The 21,323-nt window shown below is 69.9% G+C and carries 22 protein-coding genes; 11 read left to right on the top strand and 11 right to left on the bottom strand.

The features are described from left to right. Positions 1-148: 148 nt before the first annotated feature. On the top strand, positions 149-1,276 hold the full coding sequence (gene recA / locus ACFYNL_RS34785) for a recombinase RecA (RefSeq protein WP_388810817.1): 1,128 nt from the start codon (positions 149-151) through the stop codon (positions 1,274-1,276). Positions 1,277-1,279: 3 nt separating this feature from the next. Then, entirely contained in the window at positions 1,280-2,128 is an 849-nt protein-coding gene (gene recX, locus ACFYNL_RS34780) for a recombination regulator RecX (RefSeq protein WP_388810815.1), read from the top strand. Between the two features lie 157 nt (positions 2,129-2,285). On the opposite strand, the gene ACFYNL_RS34775 is transcribed toward recX, so the two are convergent. From ACFYNL_RS34775 to ACFYNL_RS34740, 8 genes are all read right to left on the bottom strand, one after another. Then, on the bottom strand, positions 2,286-2,696 hold the full coding sequence (locus tag ACFYNL_RS34775; RefSeq protein ID WP_388810886.1) for a rhodanese-like domain-containing protein: 411 nt from the start codon (positions 2,694-2,696) through the stop codon (positions 2,286-2,288). Between the two features lie 20 nt (positions 2,697-2,716). Next, positions 2,717-3,268, bottom strand: a complete 552-nt coding sequence (locus ACFYNL_RS34770; RefSeq protein WP_388810883.1) for a cysteine dioxygenase — start codon at positions 3,266-3,268, stop codon at positions 2,717-2,719. A 107-nt stretch (positions 3,269-3,375) separates the two neighbouring features. Further along, complete coding sequence (locus ACFYNL_RS34765; RefSeq protein ID WP_309544753.1) at positions 3,376-3,447, bottom strand: putative leader peptide; 72 nt, start codon at positions 3,445-3,447, stop codon at positions 3,376-3,378. 107 nt (positions 3,448-3,554) lie between these two features. After that, positions 3,555-5,198: an FAD-dependent monooxygenase gene (locus tag ACFYNL_RS34760; protein ID WP_388810812.1), complete on the bottom strand. Its 1,644-nt coding sequence runs from the start codon at positions 5,196-5,198 to the stop codon at positions 3,555-3,557. Positions 5,199-5,371: 173 nt separating this feature from the next. Then, on the bottom strand, positions 5,372-6,307 hold the full coding sequence (locus ACFYNL_RS34755; RefSeq protein ID WP_388810810.1) for an amino acid ABC transporter permease: 936 nt from the start codon (positions 6,305-6,307) through the stop codon (positions 5,372-5,374). Further along, positions 6,304-6,978: an amino acid ABC transporter permease gene (locus ACFYNL_RS34750; protein WP_388810807.1), complete on the bottom strand. Its 675-nt coding sequence runs from the start codon at positions 6,976-6,978 to the stop codon at positions 6,304-6,306. The genes ACFYNL_RS34755 and ACFYNL_RS34750 overlap by 4 nt, the downstream gene beginning before the upstream one ends. Positions 6,979-7,074: 96 nt before the next feature. Continuing rightward, positions 7,075-7,920 carry a glutamate ABC transporter substrate-binding protein gene (locus tag ACFYNL_RS34745; RefSeq protein ID WP_388810805.1) on the bottom strand — a complete coding sequence of 282 codons (846 nt, stop codon included), beginning with the start codon at positions 7,918-7,920 and terminating at the stop codon, positions 7,075-7,077. A 127-nt stretch (positions 7,921-8,047) separates the two neighbouring features. Further along, entirely contained in the window at positions 8,048-8,824 is a 777-nt protein-coding gene (locus ACFYNL_RS34740; protein WP_388810802.1) for an amino acid ABC transporter ATP-binding protein, read from the bottom strand. Between the two features lie 288 nt (positions 8,825-9,112). Between ACFYNL_RS34740 and ACFYNL_RS34735 the strand changes: the two genes are divergently transcribed. Together ACFYNL_RS34735 and ACFYNL_RS34730 are read left to right on the top strand one after the other, a co-directional pair. Further along, entirely contained in the window at positions 9,113-9,799 is a 687-nt protein-coding gene (locus ACFYNL_RS34735) for a response regulator transcription factor (protein WP_388810799.1), read from the top strand. Between the two features lie 9 nt (positions 9,800-9,808). Beyond that, positions 9,809-11,200, top strand: a complete 1,392-nt coding sequence (locus ACFYNL_RS34730; protein WP_388810797.1) for a sensor histidine kinase — start codon at positions 9,809-9,811, stop codon at positions 11,198-11,200. A 16-nt stretch (positions 11,201-11,216) separates the two neighbouring features. Here the strand turns inward: ACFYNL_RS34730 and ACFYNL_RS34725 are convergent, their stop codons facing one another. Beyond that, on the bottom strand, positions 11,217-12,212 hold the full coding sequence (locus tag ACFYNL_RS34725) for a TAXI family TRAP transporter solute-binding subunit (RefSeq protein WP_388810795.1): 996 nt from the start codon (positions 12,210-12,212) through the stop codon (positions 11,217-11,219). A gap of 134 nt (positions 12,213-12,346) precedes the next feature. On the opposite strand from ACFYNL_RS34725, the gene ACFYNL_RS34720 reads away from it, so the two are divergent. The 3 genes from ACFYNL_RS34720 (at position 12,347) to ACFYNL_RS34710 (ending at position 15,127) form a co-directional block, all read left to right on the top strand. After that, positions 12,347-12,751, top strand: a complete 405-nt coding sequence (locus ACFYNL_RS34720; protein WP_388810793.1) for a MazG nucleotide pyrophosphohydrolase domain-containing protein — start codon at positions 12,347-12,349, stop codon at positions 12,749-12,751. Positions 12,752-12,830: 79 nt separating this feature from the next. Beyond that, complete coding sequence (gene miaB / locus ACFYNL_RS34715; protein WP_388810790.1) at positions 12,831-14,357, top strand: tRNA (N6-isopentenyl adenosine(37)-C2)-methylthiotransferase MiaB; 1,527 nt, start codon at positions 12,831-12,833, stop codon at positions 14,355-14,357. Between the two features lie 56 nt (positions 14,358-14,413). Next, entirely contained in the window at positions 14,414-15,127 is a 714-nt protein-coding gene (locus ACFYNL_RS34710) for a class III extradiol dioxygenase subunit B-like domain-containing protein (RefSeq protein WP_388810784.1), read from the top strand. Between the two features lie 264 nt (positions 15,128-15,391). On the opposite strand, the gene ACFYNL_RS34705 is transcribed toward ACFYNL_RS34710, so the two are convergent. Together ACFYNL_RS34705 and ACFYNL_RS34700 are read right to left on the bottom strand one after the other, a co-directional pair. After that, the gene (locus tag ACFYNL_RS34705) at positions 15,392-15,661 is read right to left on the bottom strand and encodes an antitoxin (protein ID WP_388810781.1); all 270 of its coding nucleotides are present in this window, start codon (positions 15,659-15,661) and stop codon (positions 15,392-15,394) included. Positions 15,662-15,685: 24 nt separating this feature from the next. After that, positions 15,686-15,973, bottom strand: coding sequence for a hypothetical protein (locus ACFYNL_RS34700; protein ID WP_388810778.1), 288 nt, complete (start codon positions 15,971-15,973; stop codon positions 15,686-15,688). A gap of 181 nt (positions 15,974-16,154) precedes the next feature. Between ACFYNL_RS34700 and miaA the strand changes: the two genes are divergently transcribed. The 4 genes from miaA to ACFYNL_RS34680 all read left to right on the top strand — a co-directional run bounded on the left by miaA (position 16,155) and on the right by ACFYNL_RS34680 (position 21,167). After that, a complete protein-coding gene (miaA, locus tag ACFYNL_RS34695; protein ID WP_388810775.1) occupies positions 16,155-17,093 on the top strand; it encodes a tRNA (adenosine(37)-N6)-dimethylallyltransferase MiaA in 939 nt (312 codons plus the stop codon). A gap of 108 nt (positions 17,094-17,201) precedes the next feature. Continuing rightward, positions 17,202-17,705, top strand: a complete 504-nt coding sequence (locus ACFYNL_RS34690) for a hypothetical protein (RefSeq protein ID WP_388810880.1) — start codon at positions 17,202-17,204, stop codon at positions 17,703-17,705. A gap of 55 nt (positions 17,706-17,760) precedes the next feature. Then, a complete protein-coding gene (gene dapF, locus ACFYNL_RS34685) occupies positions 17,761-18,630 on the top strand; it encodes a diaminopimelate epimerase (RefSeq protein WP_388810773.1) in 870 nt (289 codons plus the stop codon). Positions 18,631-18,929: 299 nt separating this feature from the next. Then, positions 18,930-21,167, top strand: coding sequence for a RelA/SpoT family protein (locus ACFYNL_RS34680; RefSeq protein WP_388810770.1), 2,238 nt, complete (start codon positions 18,930-18,932; stop codon positions 21,165-21,167). Positions 21,168-21,323: the final 156 nt, after the last annotated feature.

The following is a 21,323-nucleotide window of genomic DNA, read 5'->3' as shown; positions in this document are numbered from 1 at the left end:
GAGGCGCTCGGCGGGCGTTTCCTCATGGTTTCGACCTGGATGTGCCCGAGTTATCCACAGGCCGGACGGGCGTCGGGGCGCATTGTCAGTGGCAGGCGTTAGCGTCTTTGACGTGAAGCGATCGACTCAAGCAAACCGGGTGGAACCCATGGCAGGAACCGACCGCGAGAAGGCGCTCGACGCCGCGCTCGCACAGATTGAACGGCAATTCGGCAAGGGCGCGGTCATGCGCATGGGCGAGCGGTCGAAGGAGCCCATCGAGGTCATCCCGACCGGCTCGACCGCACTCGACGTGGCCCTCGGCGTCGGCGGTCTGCCGCGCGGCCGTGTCGTGGAGATCTACGGCCCGGAGTCCTCCGGTAAGACGACCCTGACCCTGCACGCGGTGGCGAACGCCCAGAAGGCCGGCGGCCAGGTCGCGTTCGTGGACGCGGAGCACGCCCTCGACCCCGAGTACGCGAAGAAGCTCGGCGTCGACATCGACAACCTGATCCTGTCCCAGCCGGACAACGGCGAGCAGGCGCTGGAGATCGTGGACATGCTGGTCCGCTCCGGCGCACTCGACCTCATCGTCATCGACTCCGTCGCGGCGCTCGTCCCGCGAGCGGAGATCGAGGGCGAGATGGGCGACAGTCACGTCGGTCTGCAGGCCCGTCTGATGAGCCAGGCCCTGCGGAAGATCACCAGCGCGCTCAACCAGTCCAAGACCACGGCGATCTTCATCAACCAGCTCCGCGAGAAGATCGGCGTGATGTTCGGCTCGCCGGAGACCACCACCGGTGGCCGGGCCCTGAAGTTCTACGCCTCGGTGCGTATCGACATCCGCCGCATCGAGACCCTGAAGGACGGCACGGAGGCGGTCGGCAACCGCACCCGCTGCAAGGTCGTCAAGAACAAGGTCGCGCCGCCCTTCAAGCAGGCCGAGTTCGACATCCTCTACGGCCAGGGCATCAGCCGCGAGGGCGGCCTGATCGACATGGGCGTGGAGCACGGCTTCGTCCGCAAGGCCGGCGCCTGGTACACGTACGAGGGCGACCAGCTCGGCCAGGGAAAGGAGAACGCGCGCAACTTCCTGAAGGACAACCCCGACCTGGCCAACGAGATCGAGAAGAAGATCAAGGAGAAGCTGGGCGTCGGCGTGCGGCCGGAGGAGCCGGCTGCCGAGCCGGGCGCGGACGCCGCGGTCTCCGCCACCCCGGACGACACCGCGAAGACAGTGCCCGCGCCGGCGGCGACCAAGGCCGCCAAGAGCAAGGCCGCGGCGGCCAAGAGCTGATCGGTGACACGGCGAACGGACTGGGCCGAGTACGCCGCCCACCCGGACGCTCCGCACCAGCGGGGGAGAGGCGGCCACGGGCCTTCCTCCTCCGGCATGGACGGTGGCGTTCACGGAGGGGACGCGGCCCATGGCACGGACAGGGGGAACGACGACTCGGCGCCGTACGACAGGAGCGGGTCGTACGGGATGTACGGCGACGAGTCGGGCCTGACGCAAGGCAGGAACACCTCGGGCGGCTCGGACCGTACGACCGGTTCGCGCGGGCGTCGTCGGCGCCGTCGCACAGAGCCGTCCGGTGAGGACGGAGGGGCCTCTTCCTCGTCGAGGGCCGAGACGGGGGCGCCTTCAGCGGACCCGGTGGAGCAGGCGCGGGCGATCTGTCTGCGCCTGCTCACCGGGACCCCGCGCACGCGGAAGCAACTCGCGGACGCCCTGCGCAAGCGGGAGATCCCGGACGACGCCGCCGAGGAGGTGCTGTCGCGGTTCGAGGAGGTCGGCCTCATCAACGACAGCGCGTTTGCGGACGCCTGGGTGGAGTCCCGGCACCACGGCCGTGGCCTGGCCCGACGCGCTCTCGCTCGGGAACTGCGAACCAAGGGCGTCGACTCCACGCTGATCGACGCGGCCGTCGCACAGCTGGATTCCGAGCAGGAAGAGGAGACCGCGCGGGAACTCGTCGCGCGCAAGCTGCGTGCCACGCGCGGCCTCGACCGCGACAAACGCCTGCGCCGCCTTGCGGGCATGCTCGCCCGCAAGGGCTATTCCGAGGGGATGGCCCTACGGGTGGTGCGGCAGGCACTGGAGGAAGAGGGGGAGGACACGGAGTTCCCGGGGGACGAGGGGTACTGATCCCGACAGCCCACCGCGTGCTGAGAAGCCCGGGAGCGGGGCAAGGACGGTGACCTCGGTTTCCGGCGCCGGACACGGTGGACGCGCGGGGGCGCCCATCGCGTGCGGGGCCGGGTTCGAGGGCTTGAGGGGGGCGGCTGCTGAAGGGGGGCCTCCCTCACTCTCCCCCCGTCACCGGAAGCCCCTCCGCCCGCCAAGCCTGGAACCCCCCGACCAGATCGGTCGCCCGGTGCAGTCCCAGTCGTCGGAGCGACTCGACCGCCAGGCTGGACGCGTACCCCTCGTTGCAGATCACCACGACCCGCAGATCATGACTCGTTGCCTCGGGGACGCGGTGGCTGCCCTGGGGGTCGAGCCGCCACTCGAGTTCGTTGCGCTCGACGACCAGGGCCTCGGGAATCAGCCCGTCCCGTTCGCGCAGGGCCGCGTACCGGATGTCGACCAGCAGGGCCTCACCGGCCTGAGCGGCCTCGTACGCCCTGCGCGCTTCGATACGTCCGTAGCCCGCGCGCACCCGTTCCAGCAACTCGTCGATACCGACGGGCCGTTCGCCCACGCCGTCGGTCATGGTCACGTCGTCCACGCCACTCACTGCCAGTCCTCCGGCCGCTCCACCTGTTCCAGGCGCAGGATCGGCCCGGTGCGGCTGAAGCGGCGCATCTGCGGCAGGGGCGGGTAGTAGGCGTGAACGGAGATCGCGTGCTGGTCGGCTGATTCGTTGAGGACCTCGTGCACATGGTGGTGACCGAAGGAGCGGCCCTTGCCGGCCGGCAGCCGGCGTTCGCGGTCCACGCCGTCCGTCAGCTCCAGCGTCTTCCAGCCGTCGGAGGGCAGTCGCACGGCGAGGGAGTTCTCCTTGAGCTCGCCTGCCGCCGTCACGAAGGCGCCTGCCGAGTCGGCGTGGTCGTGCCAGCCGGTGCCGGTCCCGGGCGGCCAGCCGATCAGCCAGGCCTCGCTGCCGCCGGGGCCATCGAGCCGTACCCAGGTACGGCCCTGGGGATCGAGGGGAAGTGAGGCGATCAGTTCGGCGTCGGCGGCGGTACGCCGTACGAAGTCGAGGAGGTCCGCCTGCGTCGGCGCGGACGCCTGAGCAGCGGCCGAGGAGCCGGCCGACGCGGAGACCCGCTGAGAGGCGGCCACGGAGACATGGGGGACAGACAAGGGGCACCGTCCTGAAGTGAGTTCGCGAAGAGCGCGCGGCAGCACAGGGTGAGATCGCGGCGCGCGCGGATGAAGAGGGTGCGAGTTCAGCAGGACGGACGACACACGCAGCCCGCATAGCGGACGAGGTCCATATGGACCCTCCGCCACAGGCGCACATAGGTGTCGGTCACGATCCGGAGTACACCATGGCGGTGCGGACCGGTCAACTCACCGTCACTATGCGGACCACACAGTGACGGTGAGTACTTCCTTCACGCCGGTGTCAGCGCGACCCGGCCGTGGCCCCGGCTTCCGCGGTGGCTGCGGCCGTCGTCTCGACCGGCCCGCCCAGCGCTGCCTCGGCAGCCGAGTACAGATCGGCCGGCCGCACCCCACTCAGTGCCGTGACCAGGTGGCCGTCGGGCCGCACCAGCAGGACCGTGTGCGCGGCCGCCCCCGGATAGCTCTCCGCGACCAGGAGCTCGGCCCGATAGGGCAGCGCCGTGACCGCGGCCGCCAGCCGTGGCATGATCCCGGCGGTCGCCCAGTGCTTGCGCTCCCACACACCCGTGCCCGGCGCGATCAGCACGACCAGCAGCGCGCCGCGCCCGAGCCGGTCCCGCAGCCGCACGAAGGAGCCGTCCTCCGCGGTGACGCGCACGTCCATGACCTGCGCACCGCGCGGCGTGTCCACGGAGGTCTCGCCCTCCAGTTGGCGGGGCGTCAGCGGCGAATCAGCGTACGCCCCCGGCGCACCGATCGCTCCATGCCCCAAGTGGCCGTCCGTCAGCAGCGCGTCGTGCCCCCGCGTGGAGCCGGGGACGTACGCGCGCAGCCCTCCGCCACCTCGCAGCAGTGGCAGCGCCTGGTCGGCGGCGCGCAGCCGGGCGGCGACGACCGCGCGGCGTTCCGCCTGGTAGCTGTCGAGCAGCGCCTCACGTGGCCCGTAGTGCCAGGCCGGTGCCAGCTTCCAGGCGAGGTTGTCGGCGTCCCGCAGCCCTTCGTCGAGCCCGTGCGTGCCCAGCGCGCCGAGGCAGTGCGCCGCGTCCCCGGCGAGAAAGACACGGCCCACGCGCCAGCGCCGGGCCAGCCGGTGATGAACCGTGTGCACACCGGTGTCCAGAAGCTCGTACGACGGTGTCTGCCCGCCGGTCCAGCCGGCGAGGGTCTCCCGGATGTGGGAGACGAGCACGTCCGGCGTCACCAGATCCTTGCCCGGTGGCAGCAGCCAGTCGAGGCGCCACACCCCGTCCGGGAGCGGACGCGCCGTGATTTCCCCGCCCGAAGGCCCGGACGCTCTCCACGGCGGCATCCGATGGAGCAACGCCTGGCCGTCCCAGGGAAGGTCCGCGCGCAGGGCGGCCACGGCGTGTCGCTCAACCGCCGTACGTCCGGGGAAACGGATGTCCTGGAGTTTGCGCACCGTCGAACGCGTGCCGTCGCAGCCGACGAGATAGCTGCCGCGCCACCACGTGCCCTTGGGGCCCCGAGTGTGAGCGGTGACGCCCGAGGGCTCCTGCTCGACGGCATCCAGGCGGCTGTCCACGGCCACCTTGACGAGAGGCTCGTCGGCGAGAGCCGCGCGAAGGGCGCCGGTCAGGACGTGCTGGGCGATGTGCAGGGGGGCGGGGCGCGCGCCGCCCCCGGGCGCCTGTGAGGCGTCGTCGAACGTGATCTCGCGCATCACCTGCTTGCGCCGCATCGCCCGCCATCCGGCCCAGTGCACCCCGGCTTCGGTGAGCGGCGTACCTGTCAGACGCTCCATCAGGGCGGCGGTGTCCTCACGCAGGACGACGGTGCGCGCGAGGCGGGGTTCGTCCTTGCCGGGGCCCTCGTCCAGAACGACGGACGGCACCTCCTGGCGGGCCAGCGCCAAGGCGAGCGTGAGCCCGACGGGCCCCGCTCCCACGATGATCACCGGGTCCACGGCGCGGCGCCCCCTGCCCGCAGTGGTGTCCCGAGGGACGCAAGTGAACAGAAAGTTGGAGCAGGGTGCACGATCACAGAACGTATGCAACCCATTGCCGGTGCTTGCGTCAAGTGACGGAGGGCAGTGGCGATCATGCCACTGCCCTCCGTGCGTTCATGCTATTTGACTGCTCATCGGGTATAGGTCCTGGTGCCTGGGAGGCCACCGCCCTCGCCGCCGGTTCCGAAGGAGCCGCCGACAGCCGCCGGGTTCAGTTCCTCCATGTCCTCGGCGCTGAGGACCGCGCCCGTGCTCTTCTTGCTGCGGCGCAGCCTCTGCTCCAGCCAGCTCGCGAAGCTGGTGAGGATGAAGTTGAGGACGATGTAGATGAGCGCCACCACGATGAAGCTGGGGATGACGTTGGCGTAGTAGGCCGCCAGCGTCGCACGCGAGTTGAGCAGCTCGGTGAAGCCGATCATCACGCCGCCCAGTGCGGTGTCCTTCACGATGACCACGAGCTGGCTGACGATGGCCGGCAGCATGGCGGTGACGGCCTGCGGCAGCAGGATGCTGTTCATCGTCTGGCCCTTGCGCAGGCCGATCGCCTTGGCGGCCTCAGTCTGTCCCTTGGGCAGAGAGAGGATGCCGGCTCGTACGACCTCGGCGAGGACGGACGCGTTGTAGAGCACCAGGCCGGTGACGACCGCGTAGAGCGGCCGCTGCTCACTGCTGACGTTCGTCCAGCGGTCGTAGAACTCGTTGGCGAACAGCATCAGCAGCAGGACCGGGATCGCCCGGAAGAACTCGACCACCCAGGCGGCCGGCAACCGCACCCATCGGTGGTCGGAGAGGCGCGTGATACCGAACAACGCGCCCAGCGGAAGGGCGATCACCATGGCCAGGGCCGCGGCCTTCAACGTGTTGGCGAGGCCCGGCAGCAGGTAGGTCGTCCAGGCTTCCGACTGAGTGAACGGCTTCCACAGGGCCCACTTCAGCTGGCCCTCTTCGTCCATGGTGTCGTAGAGGAACCACACGAGCAGGGCCAGCAGGGCGAAGAAGATCACCGAGATGAGCACATTGCGCCGCTTGGCGCGGGGTCCCGGAGCGTCGTAGAGAACGGAGGTCATCGCTTCACCGCCAGTCGCTTGCTCAGCCAGCCGAGGAAGAGGCCGGTGGGCAGTGTCAGTACCACGAAACCGAAGGCGAAGACCGCGCCGATGAGCACCGTCTGAGCCTCGTTCTCGATCATTTCCTTCATCAGGTAGGCGGCCTCGGCCACGCCGATCGCGGCCGCCACCGTGGTGTTCTTGGTGAGGGCGATCAACACGTTGGCCAACGGGCCGATGACCGACCGGAACGCCTGTGGCAGGACGATGAGCCGGAGGGTCTGGCTGAAGGTCAACCCGATGGCACGGGCCGCCTCGGCCTGGCCGAGCGGCACCGTGTTGATGCCGGAACGAATCGCTTCGCAGACGAAGGCCGCGGTGTAGGCGACGAAACCGAGGATCGCCAGGCGGAAGCCCCGGATCGGGAAGTTGTCGGTGCCCATCGTCACACCGAAGATGTCGGCCAGGCCCAGCGAGGTGAAGATGATGATGACCGTAAGAGGAATGTTCCGGACGAGGTTCACATAGGCCGTGCCGAACCCACGCATCAGCGGGACGGGGCTGACCCGCATCGCGGCCAGCAGGGTGCCCCAGACCAGGGAGCCGATGCCGGAGAAGAAGGTGAGCTTCACCGTCATCCAGAAGGCACCCAACAAGGTCGGGTTGTCATAGTCAGAAAGAAAGTCGAACACGATCTCCCGCGCTTCCGGGTGGGTGGCGTACGTGGATAGCGCGGCGCGCCGCCGCCCTGATCGCGGTGGACGGCGGCGCGCCGATGGATTCCTGCGCTACTTGACGATGACGCCGATCTTCGGCGCGGGCTCGTTCTTGTAGTTGGCCGGACCGAAGTTGTCGGCGACGGCCTTGTCCCAGGCGCCGTCCTTGACCATCTTCTCCAGGGCGGCGTTGACCTTGTTCACGGTCTCGGTGTCGCCCTTCTTCACGCCGATGCCGTAGTTCTCGTTGCTCAGCTTCAGGCCGGCGAGCTTGAACTGGCCCTTGTACTGCTCCTGCGCGGCATAGCCGGCGAGGATCGAGTCGTCTGTGGTCAGGGCGTCCACGGCACCGCTCTGCAGGCCGGCGATGCACTCCGAGTAGCCGCCGGTCTCCTTCAGGTTGGCCTTGGGCGCGAAGTCGTTCTTGACGTTCTGCGCCGAGGTGGAGCCGGTCACCGAGCACAGGTTCTTGCCGTTGAGGTCGGTGGCCTCGGTGATGTCCGAGTCGGTCTTGACGAGCAGGTCCTGGTGGGCCAGCAAGTACGGGCCGGCGAAGTCGACCTTCTCCTTGCGCTCGTCGGTGATCGAGTACGTGGCAGCGATGAGCTTGACGTCGCCGCGGGCCAGCGCGTTCTCACGGTCGGCGCTCTTGGTCTCGACCCACTCGATCTGGTTGGGCTCGTAACCGAGCTCCTTCGCCACGTACGTCGCCACGTCCACGTCGAAGCCGGAGTACTTGCCGCCCGGCTCCTTCAGGCCCAGACCCGGCTGGTCGTACTTGATGCCGATCTTGATCTTGTCACCGCCACCGGAACCCGAGCCGCCCTCGTCGTTGCCGTTGTCACCACCACAAGCGGTAGCAGTGATCGACAGGACGAGTGCAGCGGCCGCCGCGGCGGAGACCTTGCGGAGCTTCATGGTGAACATCCTTTGTGTGATGAAGAGATGCGGTCCCGTCAGCGACGGGTGACGCAGGTCGTCGGTGCGTGAAGCGGTCCGTCAGTGGTACCGGATCGTGTCCGTCAGTGGTGCAGGATCGTGTTCGTCAGTGGTGCAGGATCTTCGACAGGAAGTCCTTGGCGCGGTCGCTGCGCGGGTTGCTGAAGAACTGGTCCGGCACAGCTTCTTCGACGATCTTGCCGTCCGCCATGAACACCACCCGGTTGGCGGCCGAACGGGCGAAGCCCATTTCATGGGTGACGACGATCATGGTCATGCCGTCACGGGCGAGCTGCTGCATGACCTCCAGGACCTCGTTGATCATCTCCGGGTCGAGGGCCGACGTCGGCTCGTCGAAGAGCATGACCTTGGGGTCCATGGCCAGTGCCCGGGCGATGGCCACACGCTGCTGCTGACCACCGGAGAGCTGTGCGGGGTACTTGTCCGCCTGGCTGCCCACACCCACCCGGTCGAGCAGGGCACGAGCCTTCTCCTCGGCCTTCTTCTTGTCGCTCTTACGGACCTTGATCTGGCCCAGCATCACGTTCTCGAGCACGGTCTTGTGCGCGAAAAGGTTGAAGGACTGGAAGACCATTCCGACGTCGGCGCGCAGCTTGGCCAGCGCCTTGCCCTCCGCGGGCAGCGGCTTGCCGTCGATGGCGATCGAGCCGGAGTCGATCGTCTCGAGGCGGTTGATGGTGCGGCACAGGGTGGACTTCCCGGACCCGGAGGGTCCGATGACCACGACGACCTCACCGCGGGCGATCGTCAGATCGATGTCCTGGAGTACATGCAACGCGCCGAAGTGCTTGTTCACGTTCTTCAGGACGACCAGGTCGCCGGTCGCGGCCATGTCTTCCTTGACCACCGATACTTCGGTCATCGCTCTCAGGCTCCGTCCTCCTCGGTTTCGGAGGACAGTAATAACCGTATCCGACCTGCGTCATTAGTTCTGAGGTGAATCTGAGCATCACGATCCGATAGCAATCGGACACGTGTCGTAGTACTTGACAGCGGGGCGCGTACCGGCTGGATAACGGAAGCCGCGAGCAGCCGGAACCCCCTTGACGGCGTCCTCGTCCATCAGCGTGACTGCCATGGTGCACGCGCGCGCGTGCACGCACTGTGTATCCACCAAAATCGTACGGCCGATGAACCGAAGGAGGCCGGGGTGAGACTGCTCCTCGTCGAGGACGACAACCATGTCGCCGCCGCGCTGTCCGCGGTCCTGGCACGGCACGGTTTCGACGTCACCCACGCGCGCAGCGGCGAGGAGGCTCTTCAGGCACTCGTCCCGGAGGGCAACGGCTTCGGTGTCGTCCTGCTCGACCTGGGCCTGCCCGACCAGGACGGCTACGAGGTGTGCGGCAAGATCCGCAAGCGCACCAGTACGCCCGTCATCATGGTCACCGCCCGCTCCGACGTCCGCTCCCGCATCCACGGCCTCAACCTCGGAGCCGACGACTATGTGGTGAAGCCGTACGACACCGGAGAGCTGCTCGCCAGGATCCACGCGGTCAGCCGGCGCAAGGTGCAGGAGGACCCGACGGCGGGAGGCGACGGGGTACTGCGTCTGGGCGCGGTGCACATCGAGCTGCCCACCCGTCAGGTGAGTGTGGACGGTTCCGTCGTCCAGCTGACGCGCAAGGAGTTCGACCTCCTCGCCCTGCTCGCCCAGCGCCCCGGCGTGGTCTTCCGCCGGGAGCAGATCATCAGCGAGGTGTGGCGTACGAGCTGGGAGGGGACGGGGCGCACTCTTGAGGTGCATGTGGCCTCCCTGCGTGCCAAGCTCCGCATGCCCGCGCTGATCGAGACCGTACGCGGCGTCGGCTACCGACTCGTCGCCCCGGCCGCTTAGCGGGCAAGGGTGCGCACTCGTCTCCTCCCGCTGCTCATCGTCCTGATGGCGGCCGTGCTGCTCGCGCTCGGCGTACCGCTCGCCGTCAGCCTCGCGGCGGCCCAGCAGCAGAAGGTGGTCGTCGACCGGATCGACGACACGGCGTACTTCGCGGCCATCGCGCGACCCGCCGCCGACGCCACGACCGGTTCCCGCGACGAGCGGCGGATCCTGAGCAGGGAGCTTGAGAGCTACTACGACGTCTACGGCATCCGGGCGGGCGTCTTCCTCCCCGACGACACGTCCCTGACCAAGGGACCCGCGACCTGGTCCCTGCCCGAGACCGGTGAAGTGCGTGACGCCTTCGAGGAGTCGCTGCTCAGCCGGCGCAGCCATGACCCCAAGCAGGTGTGGCCCTGGCAGCACGGCCGTCTCGTCATCGCCTCGCCGGTGATCCGGGACGGTGACGTCGTCGCGGTCGTCGTCACGGACTCTCCCACCGAGCAGATGCGTTCGCGGATCCTGGACGGCTGGCTGATCATCGGCTCCGGCCTGACGGCCGCGATGCTGGTGGCCGTCGGGGCCGCCCTCCGGCTGACCGGCTGGGTGCTGAAGCCGGTCCGCGTGCTCGACACCACCACGCACGCGATCGCGAGCGGGCGCCTGAAATCCCGGGTGGCGGTGGCCAGCGGTCCGCCGGAACTCCGCAGGCTGGCCCGGTCGTTCAACGAGATGGCGGACAACGTCGAGGATGTGCTGGAGCAGCAGCGCGCCTTCGTCGCCGACGCCTCGCACCAGCTGCGCAACCCCCTCGCGGCGCTGCTGCTGCGCATCGAACTGCTCGCTTTCGAACTACCGGAGGGCAATGAGGAGATCGCGTCGGTCCAGACCGAGGGCAAGCGCCTGGCCCAGGTGCTGGACGACCTGCTCGACCTGGCCCTGGCCGAGCACACCGAAGCCGACCTGCGGCTCACCGACGTCGGCGCGCTGACCGCGGAGCGCGTGGCCGCCTGGGCGCCGACCGCGAACTCCAAGGGCGTACGGCTGGTGGGGAACTGCCCGCCCACCACCGCCTGGACCGACCCGGTGGCGCTGTCCAGCGCGCTGGACGCGGTGATCGACAACGCGGTCAAGTTCACGCCGGAGGACGAGCGCGTCGAGGTGACCGTCACCTCCAACGGCAGCGCGTCGACGATCATGGTCACCGACCGCGGCCCCGGCCTCACGGACGAGGAGCTCGCCCGGGTCGGCGACCGCTTCTGGCGCAGCGGCCGGCACCAGAACATCAAGGGCTCCGGACTGGGGCTGTCGATCTCGCGGGCACTGCTCGCGGCGTGCGGCGGCTCCATCTCGTACGGCCGTCACGAGCCGCACGGACTGAGGGTGACGGTGACCGTGCCCAGGACCGCGCCGCCCCGGTGACCAGGGGGCCGAGCAGCTACGGCTTGACCGAGCGGTAGTAGTCCTTGGCGCCCCGGTGCAGGGGCAGCGGGTCGGTGTAGATCGCCGTGCGCAGGTCGACGAGCTGCGCGGAGTGGACGTGGGCGCCGATGCCGTCGCGGCTCTTGATCACCGTGCGGGTCAGCCACTCGGTGAGACGCGGGTCCATGTCCTTGCGGGTGATCAGGAGGTTGGAGACCGCGATCGTCGGCACCGTGTCGCCGTTCTGGACGCTGGGGTAGGCCGACTCCGGCATGTTGGTCGCGCGGTAGAAGTGGGCCGCGTCGCCCTGCGCGTGCACCTTGGCGACGAGGTCGGCGTCGATCGGCACGAACCGGAACGAGGAGGTCTTGGCGATCTCCTCCAGACCGTCCGTGGGCACCCCGCTCGACCAGAAGAACGCGTCCAGTTCACGCCCGAGGCGCTCGGGGCCGGTGTCGATGCCGTCGGACCTCGGCGTGATGTCCTTCTCCGGGTCGATGCCGGCCGCCTCCAGCACGCGGGTCGCGATCAGCCGTACGCCGGAATTGGGCAGCCCTATGGCCACCCGCTTGCCCTTGAGGTCCGCGACGGAACGGATGTCCGAGTCGGGCGGTACGACGAGCTGCACGTAGTCGTCGTACAGGCGGGCGACACCGCGCAGCTCGTCGGTGACGGGTCGGCCGCCGATCTTGAAGGTGTCCACCGCGTCGGCGGCGGCGATCGTGAAGTCGGCCTGTCCCGTCGCCACGCGCTCGACGTTCTCCTGCGACCCGTCACTCGTCAGCAGCCGCACCTTCAGCTGGGGCATGTCCTTGGCGAGCTCCTTGCGCAGCCGTTCGCCGTACTCCTGGTACACCCCCGCGCGCGTGCCCGTGCTGAACGTGATCGTCCCGCTCGGCGGCTCCTCTCCCAGGGGAAGCAGCCACCACAGGAGCAGTCCCAAGGCGACGAACCCGGCGGCCGCGCCCTGCAGGGCCCGGCGTCCGGTGATACGGGTGAGTGCCTTGGACATGGGCGAGATCCTGCCAGCCGGTGCGGGGTGCTGACCAGGGCAGGGGTCACAGAGACAGCCGGGGGAGCGGGCGGCCCCCGGCACCGGGCGCCCGCGGCACGGGCACTGTCGTACCCGGCCGCTACAGTCGGCGCATGAGTTCCTCGCCCGCCGACCTCGTCCGTGAGTTCCACCTGGCCTTCGGGCTCGACGCCCGCACCACGCCCACCCGGGTCTCCCCTGAGCTCGCCGCGCACCGGGGCGAACTGCTCGCCGAGGAGGCGGCGGAGGTCGCCGAGGTCTGCGTCACCGGCCCGCTCGACAAGCTGGCGCACGAACTGGCGGACGTGGTCTACGTGGCGTACGGCACGGCCCTGGTCCACGGGATCGACCTGGACGCCGTACTCTCCGAGATCCACCGCTCCAACATGACCAAGCTGGGCCCCGACGGCCAGGTCGCCCGCCGGTCCGACGGCAAGGTGCTCAAGGGGGAGCACTACGAGGCACCGGACGTGTCGGCCGTGCTGCGCCGCCAGGGATGGGTGGCCGAGAGCGGGTGACGCCTTCGCCTCCGGCCGGCGATCGGTTCGGAGGCCGCACCGGGACGGGTGGCCCCCGGGACCGCCTACCCTTGAGGGCATGACCAGCAGCAGTGACCGGAGCCTCGCAGTGGACGTTCAGGGATCCAAGACCTATGAAGTGCGCACCTACGGGTGCCAGATGAACGTCCACGACTCCGAGCGATTGTCAGGGCTGCTGGAGGACGCGGGTTACGTGCGCGCCCCCGAGGGGTCCGACGGTGACGCCGACGTCGTCGTCTTCAACACCTGCGCGGTCCGCGAGAACGCCGACAACAAGCTGTACGGCAACCTCGGCCACCTCGCCCCCAAGAAGGCCGCACGACCCGGGATGCAGATCGCGGTCGGCGGCTGCCTCGCACAGAAGGACCGCGACACCATCGTGAAGAGGGCGCCCTGGGTGGACGTCGTCTTCGGCACGCACAACATCGGCAAGCTGCCCGTCCTGCTGGAACGCGCGCGCGTGCAGGAGGAGGCGCAGGTCGAGATCGCCGAGTCGCTGGAGGCGTTCCCCTCGACGCTGCCGACGCGCCGCGAGAGCGCGTACGCGGCATGGGTCTCCATCTCGGTCGGCTGCAACAACACCTGCACCTTCTGCATCGTCCCGGCCCTGCGCGGCAAGGAGAAGGACCGTCGCCCCGGTGACATCCTCGCCGAGGTCGAGGCCCTGGTGGCCGAGGGCGTCAGCGAGATCACGCTGCTCGGGCAGAACGTCAACGCGTACGGTTCCGACATCGGCGACCGTGAGGCGTTCAGCAAGCTGCTGCGGGCCTGCGGAAAGATCGACGGCCTGGAACGCGTCCGCTTCACCTCCCCGCACCCGCGTGACTTCACCGACGACGTCATCGCCGCCATGGCCGAGACGCCGAACGTGATGCCCCAGCTGCACATGCCGCTGCAGTCCGGTTCGGACCCGGTCCTGAAGGCGATGCGCCGCTCCTACCGGCAGGAGCGCTACCTCGGGATCATCGAGAAGGTCCGCGCCGCCATCCCGCACGCGGCGATCAGCACCGACATCATCGTGGGCTTCCCCGGCGAGACCGAGGAGGACTTCGAGCAGACGCTGCACGTCGTGCGTGAGGCCCGCTTCGCGCAGGCGTTCACGTTCCAGTACTCCAAGCGCCCCGGCACCCCCGCGGCCACCATGGACGACCAGATCCCGAAGAAGGTCGTGCAGGAGCGCTACGAGCGTCTCGTCGCCCTTCAGGAGGAGATCTCCTGGGAGGAGAACAAGAAGCAGGTCGGACGCACGCTGGAGCTGATGGTCGCCGAGGGTGAGGGCCGCAAGGACGACACCACCCACCGCCTGTCCGGCCGTGCCCCCGACAACCGGCTGGTCCACTTCACCAAGCCGGAGCAGGAGGTCCGCCCCGGCGACGTGGTGACGGTCGAGATCACCTACGCCGCACCGCACCACCTGCTCGCCGAGGGCGCCGTCCTCGGCGTGCGCCGCACGCGCGCGGGTGACGCCTGGGAGAAGCGCAACGCCGCAGAGGCGGCCAAGCCGGCCGGCGTCATGCTCGGCCTGCCCAAGGTGGGCGTTCCGGAGCCGCTGCCGGTGGTCACCGGTGGTTGCGCCGTCGACTGATCCGACCACGGGACACGTCCCGGTCCCTTCCGGGACGTCCCAGTAGGCTGCCGATCATGCTTGTCGCCGCCGCCGTGTGCCCGTGCCCGCCCCTGCTCGTGCCCGAGGTCGCCGCGGGTGCCGCGCCCGAGCTGGACGCCGCGCGTGCCGCCTGCGCGGATGCGCTCGGCGTCCTCGCTGCCGCCAGGCCCGACCGTCTCGTGGTCGTCGCGCCCGCCGAGGAGAGCGAGCACGGGGCCTACGCCGAAGGGACGCCGGGCTCGTTCCGGGGGTTCGGCGTGGATGTCGACGTACGGCTCGGGGCGAGGCAGGACGACAGGCCGCAGCGCGTGCTGCCGGCTTCGCTGGCCGTGGCCGCCTGGCTGCTGGAGCGGACCGGATGGTCGGACGCCCCGATCGAGGGACTCGCCGTGGGGGAACCTCTCGGGGCCGAGCGGTGTATCGACATCGGAAGGGAACTCGCCGCCCGGGCCGAGCGGGTGGCGCTGCTGGTGATGGGCGACGCCAGCGCCTGCCGCACGCTCAAGGCGCCCGGCTACCTCGACGAGCGGGCGGCACCCTTCGACGCGTCCGTCGCGCGTGCGCTGGGCACGGCGGACGTCGCCGCTCTCAAGGCGCTCGACCTCGGGCTCGCGCGCGAGCTGAAGGCTTTGGGCCGGGCCCCCTGGCAGGTCCTCGCGGGGGCCGCCGAGGACGCGGGACTCGGCGGAACGCTGCTGCACGAGGACGCGCCGTACGGTGTGGGGTACCTGGTGGCCACCTGGTCGTGAAGGGGCGGTGCCGCCGCCTTGTGGTGAAGGGGCCGTGCCGATACCCGGTCGGTGAAGGGGCCGTGCCGATACCCGGTCGGTGGAGGGCTGGTGCCGTCGGCCGGGCCCAGAGGGCCGATCTCGCCCTTGTCGTAGCGGGCCGGTGCCGCCACCCGGACGTGGAGTGGGCCGCGGAAACGGCGGACGGCCGGGAGCCGTCAAGCTCCTCGGCCGTCCGTCGGTATGCCGTTCGGGCTGAAGCGCCGTTCGGGCCGGTTCCGCCGTTCAGGTGGTCGGCGGGGGTGCGTCCGGCGGCGGCGTGCTCCTGTCCGTCGCCGTGTCGCCACCCTTGTGCGCGAGTCGGTCCATGGCGCCCTTGGCCTTGCCCGTACCCGTGTGGATCTTGTTGCTGTACTTGCCCTTGGTCTTCTCGTCGACGACCTTCGCGGCCTTCTCGAGACCGTGGTGGACCTGCTCCTCATGTCGCTGCGCGAAGTCGGAGACCCTGTCCTTGGCCGGGGCGAGTTTGGCTTTCAAATTCTGCATCAGACCCATGCTTCACCTTCCCGCGCGGGGCAGTTACGTGCGGGCGCCCTCGCCGGCCTCGCTGTCGGCCGCCTCGTCGGCGGACTGCTGCTTGGGAATCTCGACGCCGTCGTCGGTGTCGGCGTCGACGGACTCCGCCGCCGTGGACCGGTCCTTGTCCGACTCGGTCTTCGCCTCCTCGACCTCGGCCGCGGCCGACTCCTGCGCCTGTGCCGCTCCCTCCGCCGCCGGCTCGGCCGATGGTGTGTCGGCCTGCGCCTCGGCGGTTGACGCCTCCTCCGTGGCCTTTGACCTCCGGAAAAGTCGTGCGAAAACGCCCATATCAACTCCATACGTTACTCGTGCGGTCGAAATCCCGCGTCGTCCGGTGCGTCCATTTGCGCCCCCGGGTGGCCGCCTCCGCGAAACGGCGGCGAGAACCTCGCAACTGGCAACGACCCCGAGCCCGTGCCGTCACGTAACCCGTTCGAGTCCACCCCCTGGGGTTTGCGAGACTGGGTCGGTGAGCAGCGCACCCTCCGCCCCCCGTGTCATCGCCGTAGTCGGACCCACTGCGGCAGGAAAGTCCGATCTGGGCGTTTTTCTGGCCCAGCGGCTCGGTGGCGAGGTCGTCAACGCCGACTCCATGCAGCTGTACCGAGGGATGGACATCGGCACCGCCAAGCTGACGTCCGAGGAGCGCGCCGGAGTCCCGCACCACCTTCTGGACATCTGGGACGTGACGGTCGCGGCGTCCGTCGCCGAGTACCAGCGGCTCGCGCGGGAACGCATCGACGCGCTGCTCACCGAAGGGCGCTGGCCGATTCTCGTCGGCGGGTCCGGCCTGTACGTCCGCGGCGCCGTGGACAACCTGGAGTTCCCCGGCACCGACCCCGAGGTCAGGGCCCGGCTGGAGGAAGAGCTCGCGCTGCACGGCTCCGCGGTGCTGCACGCCCGCCTGGCCGCCGCCGACCCGGAGGCCGCGCAGGCCATCCTGCCCAGCAACGGCCGCCGTATCGTCCGGGCCCTGGAGGTGATCGAGATCACCGGCAAGCCCTTCACCGCCAACCTTCCCGGCCATGACTCGGTCTACGACACCGTCCAGATCGGCGTCGACGTGGCGCGCCCCGAGCTGGACGAGCGCATCGCCCGCCGGGTCGACCGGATGTGGGACGCCGGGCTCGTGGAGGAAGTGCGCGCGCTGGAGGCGCAGGGGTTGCGTGAGGGGCGTACGGCCTCGCGCGCGCTCGGCTACCAGCAGGTCCTCGCGGCGCTCGCCGGGGAGTGCACGCTCGAAGAGGCGCGGGCCGAGACCGTACGTGCCACCAAGCGCTTCGCGCGCCGCCAGGATTCATGGTTCAGGCGCGACCCGCGGGTGCATTGGCTCAGTGGGGCCGCGGCGGACCTCACGGAACTTCCGCAGCTGGCACTGGCGTTGGTCGAACGACCGGTTACAGCCTGATCACGTGATGGCATCGGGACGCTCCGGCCGTCATCCCGGCCTCCCGCGTCGTGCCATCATCGAGCTTCGATCGACCAAGTGGAGTCCGAGTTGGGAGGGCGCGTGGCGATGGAGGCCGGCCCTCGCGACACCGCACGAAGCACCGAGAACGTCACCGCCGACGCGGGCGATCCGGAGCAGGACCGCGACCGTCTGAGCCCTGAGATGCCCGACGAAGCGGAGGGCGGCGTCACCGACGACGGCCCCGAGCCCGAGGAGATGTACGCGAGCGGCCCGGAGGTCGAGGTCGAGCTGCGCCCGCAGCGCCGCCTGCGCATCTGGCAGCTCGCGCCCATCGTGTCCCTGGCCGCGGTCGGCTCCCTGATGTTCGCGTTCCCGCTCGCCTTCGACTTCGGCGACAGCGGCGCCGTGATCGCCATGCTGGGGCTGCTGATCTGCTCCTGCGCGGCCGGCTGGGGCATGATGGCCGCCCGCCGGGTGGGCCATACCTGGCCCGGCCTGCCGCAGCGGGGCTCCGGGCGCAGACCGGACTGGCGGGTCGTGCTGGCCTATGGCCTGGTGGTCGCCGCGATCGTCGTGCTGGCCGTGTGGCGAGTGGCCCGCCTGCGCTGAGGCGGCCGTCGGGTCTTGGGTCGGCACTGTCGTAGCGGCACCGTACGATCGAGGGATGAGCACGCGGATCGCCTTCCTCAAGGGTCACGGGACCGAGAACGACTTCGTGATCGTCCCGGACCCCGAGAACGACATCGACCTGCCCCCGGCCGTCGTCGCCGCGCTGTGCGACCGCCGCGCGGGCATCGGTGGTGACGGGCTCCTGCACGTGGTGCGGTCCGCGGCGCACCCCGAGGCCCAGGACATGGCGGCCGAGGCCGAGTGGTTCATGGACTACCGCAACGGCGACGGCTCCGTCGCGGAGATGTGCGGCAACGGCGTGCGCGTGTTCGCGCGCTACCTCCAGCGTGCCGGCCACGTCGTGGAGGGGGATCTCACGGTGGCCACGCGCGGGGGCGTGAAGACCGTGCACATCGCCAAGGACGGTGACGTCACGGTCGGCATGGGCAAGGCCCTGCTCCCCGCAGGAGACGTCACGGTCAGCGTCGGCGAGCGCAGCTGGCCCGCGCGCAACGTGAACATGGGCAACCCGCACGCCGTCGCCTTCGTGGACGACCTCGCACACGCCGGCGACCTGCTCTCCCCGCCGCCGTTCAGCCCGGCGTCGGCCTATCCGGACGGGGTCAACGTCGAGTTCGTGGTCGACCGGGGGCCCGGGCATGTCGCGCTGCGCGTGCACGAGCGCGGCTCCGGCGAGACCCGTTCCTGCGGCACGGGCGCGTGTGCCGTCGCCGTGGCCACCGCGCGACGGGACGGGGCGGACCCGTCGGTCACCGGCACCCCCGTGACGTACACCGTCGACGTGCCCGGCGGCACCCTGGTGATCACGGAGCGGCCCGACGGCGAGATCGAGATGACCGGTCCCGCGGTGATCGTGGCCGAGGGTGAGATCGACTCGGAGTGGCTGGAACAGCTCGCTCGTTGATCCCTCTTCGGGCTTGGCATCAAAGCCCTGAGCGGCTCATGACCTGGATGTGAGGTCGTCCGGGGTGCCGTAGACGTTCGGAATCGCGAACTCCTGCTCGTTACATGGCGCGAAACCGTAAACCTGCAAACCCTCGCTCGAATGGGTGATCCGTTTCACGCTCGGCGAGAGGCGGTCAGTCGCACGTGATGGGCTCGGTAGCATCAAGCACCGGCCCGGACGGGGGAGAAGTCGCCATCCCCTGAGCCGTGTCCGCCATGGGGCACCCCGTTCGCCGGTCCACGCAGCCGGAGGTGCCCATGAGTGCGGAGGCCACTAACCCCGCGACGCCAGGCCCGGTAGCAGGCCCTGCCACGCCTGCCGTGCCCCGCAGGAAGGCCCGCGCCCGCCTCGATCTGCGCCGCCTGGGCCGAGCCGCGCTGCTCGGGTCCGCCTCACGCGACCGGCTGCCCGACGCGATCGGCCATGTCGTCGACGCCCACCGCGCCCACCACCCGGACGCGGACCTCGATCCGCTGCGCCGCGCCTATGTGCTGGCGGAGTCCTCGCATCGCGGCCAGATGCGCAAGAGCGGCGAGCCGTACATCACCCACCCCCTGGCCGTCACCCTGATCCTCGCCGAACTCGGCGCCGAGACGACCACCTTGACGGCCTCTCTGCTGCACGACACGGTCGAGGACACCGATGTGACCCTCGATCAGGTCGGCGAGCAGTTCGGCGCGGAGGTCCGCTTCCTCGTCGACGGCGTGACGAAGCTGGAGAAGGTCGACTACGGCGCCGCCGCCGAGCCGGAGACCTTCCGCAAGATGCTCGTGGCCACCGGCAACGACGTCCGCGTGATGTCGATCAAACTCGCCGACCGGCTGCACAACATGCGCACCCTCGGTGTGATGCGCCCCGAGAAACAGGCCCGCATCGCCAAGGTGACCCGGGACGTCCTCATCCCGCTCGCCGAACGGCTGGGTGTCCAGGCACTCAAGACCGAACTGGAGGATCTGGTCTTCGCGATCCTGCATCCCGAGGAGTACGAGCACACCCGGGAGTTGATCGTCGAGAACGCCTCCCGTGGGGACGACCCGCTCGCCGAGACGGCCGACGAGATGCGCAAGGTCCTGCGCGAGGCCGACATCCAAGCCGAAGTCCTGATCCGGCCACGACACTTCGTCTCCGTGCACCGGGTGTCCCGAAAACGCGGACGGCTGCGCGGTACCGACTTCGGCCGGCTGCTCGTGCTGGTGAACGAGGACGCGGACTGCTACGGCGTCCTGGGTGAACTGCACACCTGTATGACGCCCGTCGTCTCGGAGTTCAAGGACTTCATCGCCGTCCCCAAGTTCAACCTGTACCAGTCGCTGCACACCGCCGTGGCCCGTGCGGACGGCCAGGTCACCGAAGTGCTCATCCGAACCCACCAGATGCACAAGGTCGCCGAAGCCGGTGTCGTCGCCCTCGGCAACCCCTACTCCCCACCTTCGGAGGAGCAGACCGCCGCCGGCGACGGCGAGCGCGCGGACCCCACCCGCCCGGGCTGGCTGTCCCGCCTCCTCGACTGGCAGCGGGCCGCACCCGACCCCGACACCTTCTGGTCCACCCTGCGCGAGGACCTCGCCCAGGACCGCGAGATCACCGTCTTCCGGCCCGACGGGGGCACACTCGGCCTCCCCGAGGGCGCGACCTGCGTGGACGCCGCCTACGCGCAGTACGGCGAGGACGCGCACGCGTGCATCGGCGCCCGTGTCAACGGCCGGCTGGCCACCCTCAGCACGGTTCTGCGGGACGGTGACACCGTCCAGCTCCTCATGGGGCAGGACCCGGCCTCGGAACCCTCCAGGGAGTGGCTGGAGCACGCCCACACCCCTGCCGCCAGGATCGCCATCCAGCGGTGGCTGACCACCCATGCGCCGCAGGGCGAGAGTTCCGCCGAAGCGGGCGACGCAGCCGGGACGGTGCCCTTCCGGGCCACGGCGGACGCGTCGGCCGACCAGGATGCTGCCGGGAACGAAGCGGGCCTCCGCCCGGCCTTCGATGCTGCCGGGAACGAAGCGGGCCCCCGCCCGGCCTTCGAGGGAGCGGTGAGCCGCGCCGCCGCCAACGTCCTCGTCGACCGGCCGGACGCGACCGTACGCCTGGCCGGCTGCTGCACCCCCGTACCGCCCGACGAGGTCGCCGGTTTCTCGGTGCGCGGGGGAGTGGTGACCGTGCACCGCGTGGAGTGCGCGGCGGTGGCGCGCATGAAGGACGCGGGGCGCTCGGAGGTCGACGTGCGCTGGGGGGAAACCACCGAGTGCCGGGTCACCCTGGTCGCCGAATCGTTCGTTCGCCCGCATCTGCTGGCGGACCTCACCGAAGCCATGGCCACGGAGGGCGCGGAGATCGTCTCGGCGACGGTCGAGCCCCCGACTCAACAGCGCGTGCGCCACACCTACACGGTCCAACTCCCGGACGCGGCTCAGCTCCCCGGGCTGATGCGGGCCATGCGCAACGTGGCGGGCGTGTACGACGTGAGCAGGGCGCAACCGATGACGCAGGGGGCGTAACGGCAGCCGCGCCCCGGACAGCGGCTCGCAGCCTCCCCCGCCTCCTTGTAGGCCCGACCGCCTCGCCGGACCCGAGCACTGCACCCACCGGACCTACCCGTTCGGGTGGGCCGGTCGCGCGTCGTCGACGTCCCGCGCACTCGCGCTGATAGCCGT

Source organism: Streptomyces sp. NPDC007808 (assembly GCF_042868655.1).
Taxonomy (GTDB): Bacteria; Actinomycetota; Actinomycetes; order Streptomycetales; family Streptomycetaceae; genus Streptomyces.
The sequence above is the reverse complement of the archived record's forward strand: the minus strand, read 5'-3'. Positions and strand labels throughout refer to the sequence as shown.

What these genes read in the sequence shown, in the direction of transcription:
- dapF (WP_388810773.1), top strand. Translation starts at nt 17,761, where the DNA reads ATGAGCACGCGGATCGCCTTCCTCAAGGGTCACGGGACCGAGAACGAC.
- ACFYNL_RS34755 (WP_388810810.1), bottom strand. Translation starts at nt 6,307, where the DNA reads ATGACCTCCGTTCTCTACGACGCTCCGGGACCCCGCGCCAAGCGGCGC.
- ACFYNL_RS34690 (WP_388810880.1), top strand. Translation starts at nt 17,202, where the DNA reads ATGGAGGCCGGCCCTCGCGACACCGCACGAAGCACCGAGAACGTCACC.
- ACFYNL_RS34705 (WP_388810781.1), bottom strand. Translation starts at nt 15,661, where the DNA reads ATGGGTCTGATGCAGAATTTGAAAGCCAAACTCGCCCCGGCCAAGGAC.
- ACFYNL_RS34720 (WP_388810793.1), top strand. Translation starts at nt 12,347, where the DNA reads ATGAGTTCCTCGCCCGCCGACCTCGTCCGTGAGTTCCACCTGGCCTTC.
- ACFYNL_RS34775 (WP_388810886.1), bottom strand. Translation starts at nt 2,696, where the DNA reads ATGACCGACGGCGTGGGCGAACGGCCCGTCGGTATCGACGAGTTGCTG.
- ACFYNL_RS34680 (WP_388810770.1), top strand. Translation starts at nt 18,930, where the DNA reads ATGAGTGCGGAGGCCACTAACCCCGCGACGCCAGGCCCGGTAGCAGGC.
- ACFYNL_RS34725 (WP_388810795.1), bottom strand. Translation starts at nt 12,212, where the DNA reads ATGTCCAAGGCACTCACCCGTATCACCGGACGCCGGGCCCTGCAGGGC.
- miaB (WP_388810790.1), top strand. Translation starts at nt 12,831, where the DNA reads ATGACCAGCAGCAGTGACCGGAGCCTCGCAGTGGACGTTCAGGGATCC.
- recA (WP_388810817.1), top strand. Translation starts at nt 149, where the DNA reads ATGGCAGGAACCGACCGCGAGAAGGCGCTCGACGCCGCGCTCGCACAG.
- ACFYNL_RS34700 (WP_388810778.1), bottom strand. Translation starts at nt 15,973, where the DNA reads ATGGGCGTTTTCGCACGACTTTTCCGGAGGTCAAAGGCCACGGAGGAG.
- ACFYNL_RS34740 (WP_388810802.1), bottom strand. Translation starts at nt 8,824, where the DNA reads ATGACCGAAGTATCGGTGGTCAAGGAAGACATGGCCGCGACCGGCGAC.
- ACFYNL_RS34745 (WP_388810805.1), bottom strand. Translation starts at nt 7,920, where the DNA reads ATGAAGCTCCGCAAGGTCTCCGCCGCGGCGGCCGCTGCACTCGTCCTG.
- ACFYNL_RS34710 (WP_388810784.1), top strand. Translation starts at nt 14,414, where the DNA reads ATGCTTGTCGCCGCCGCCGTGTGCCCGTGCCCGCCCCTGCTCGTGCCC.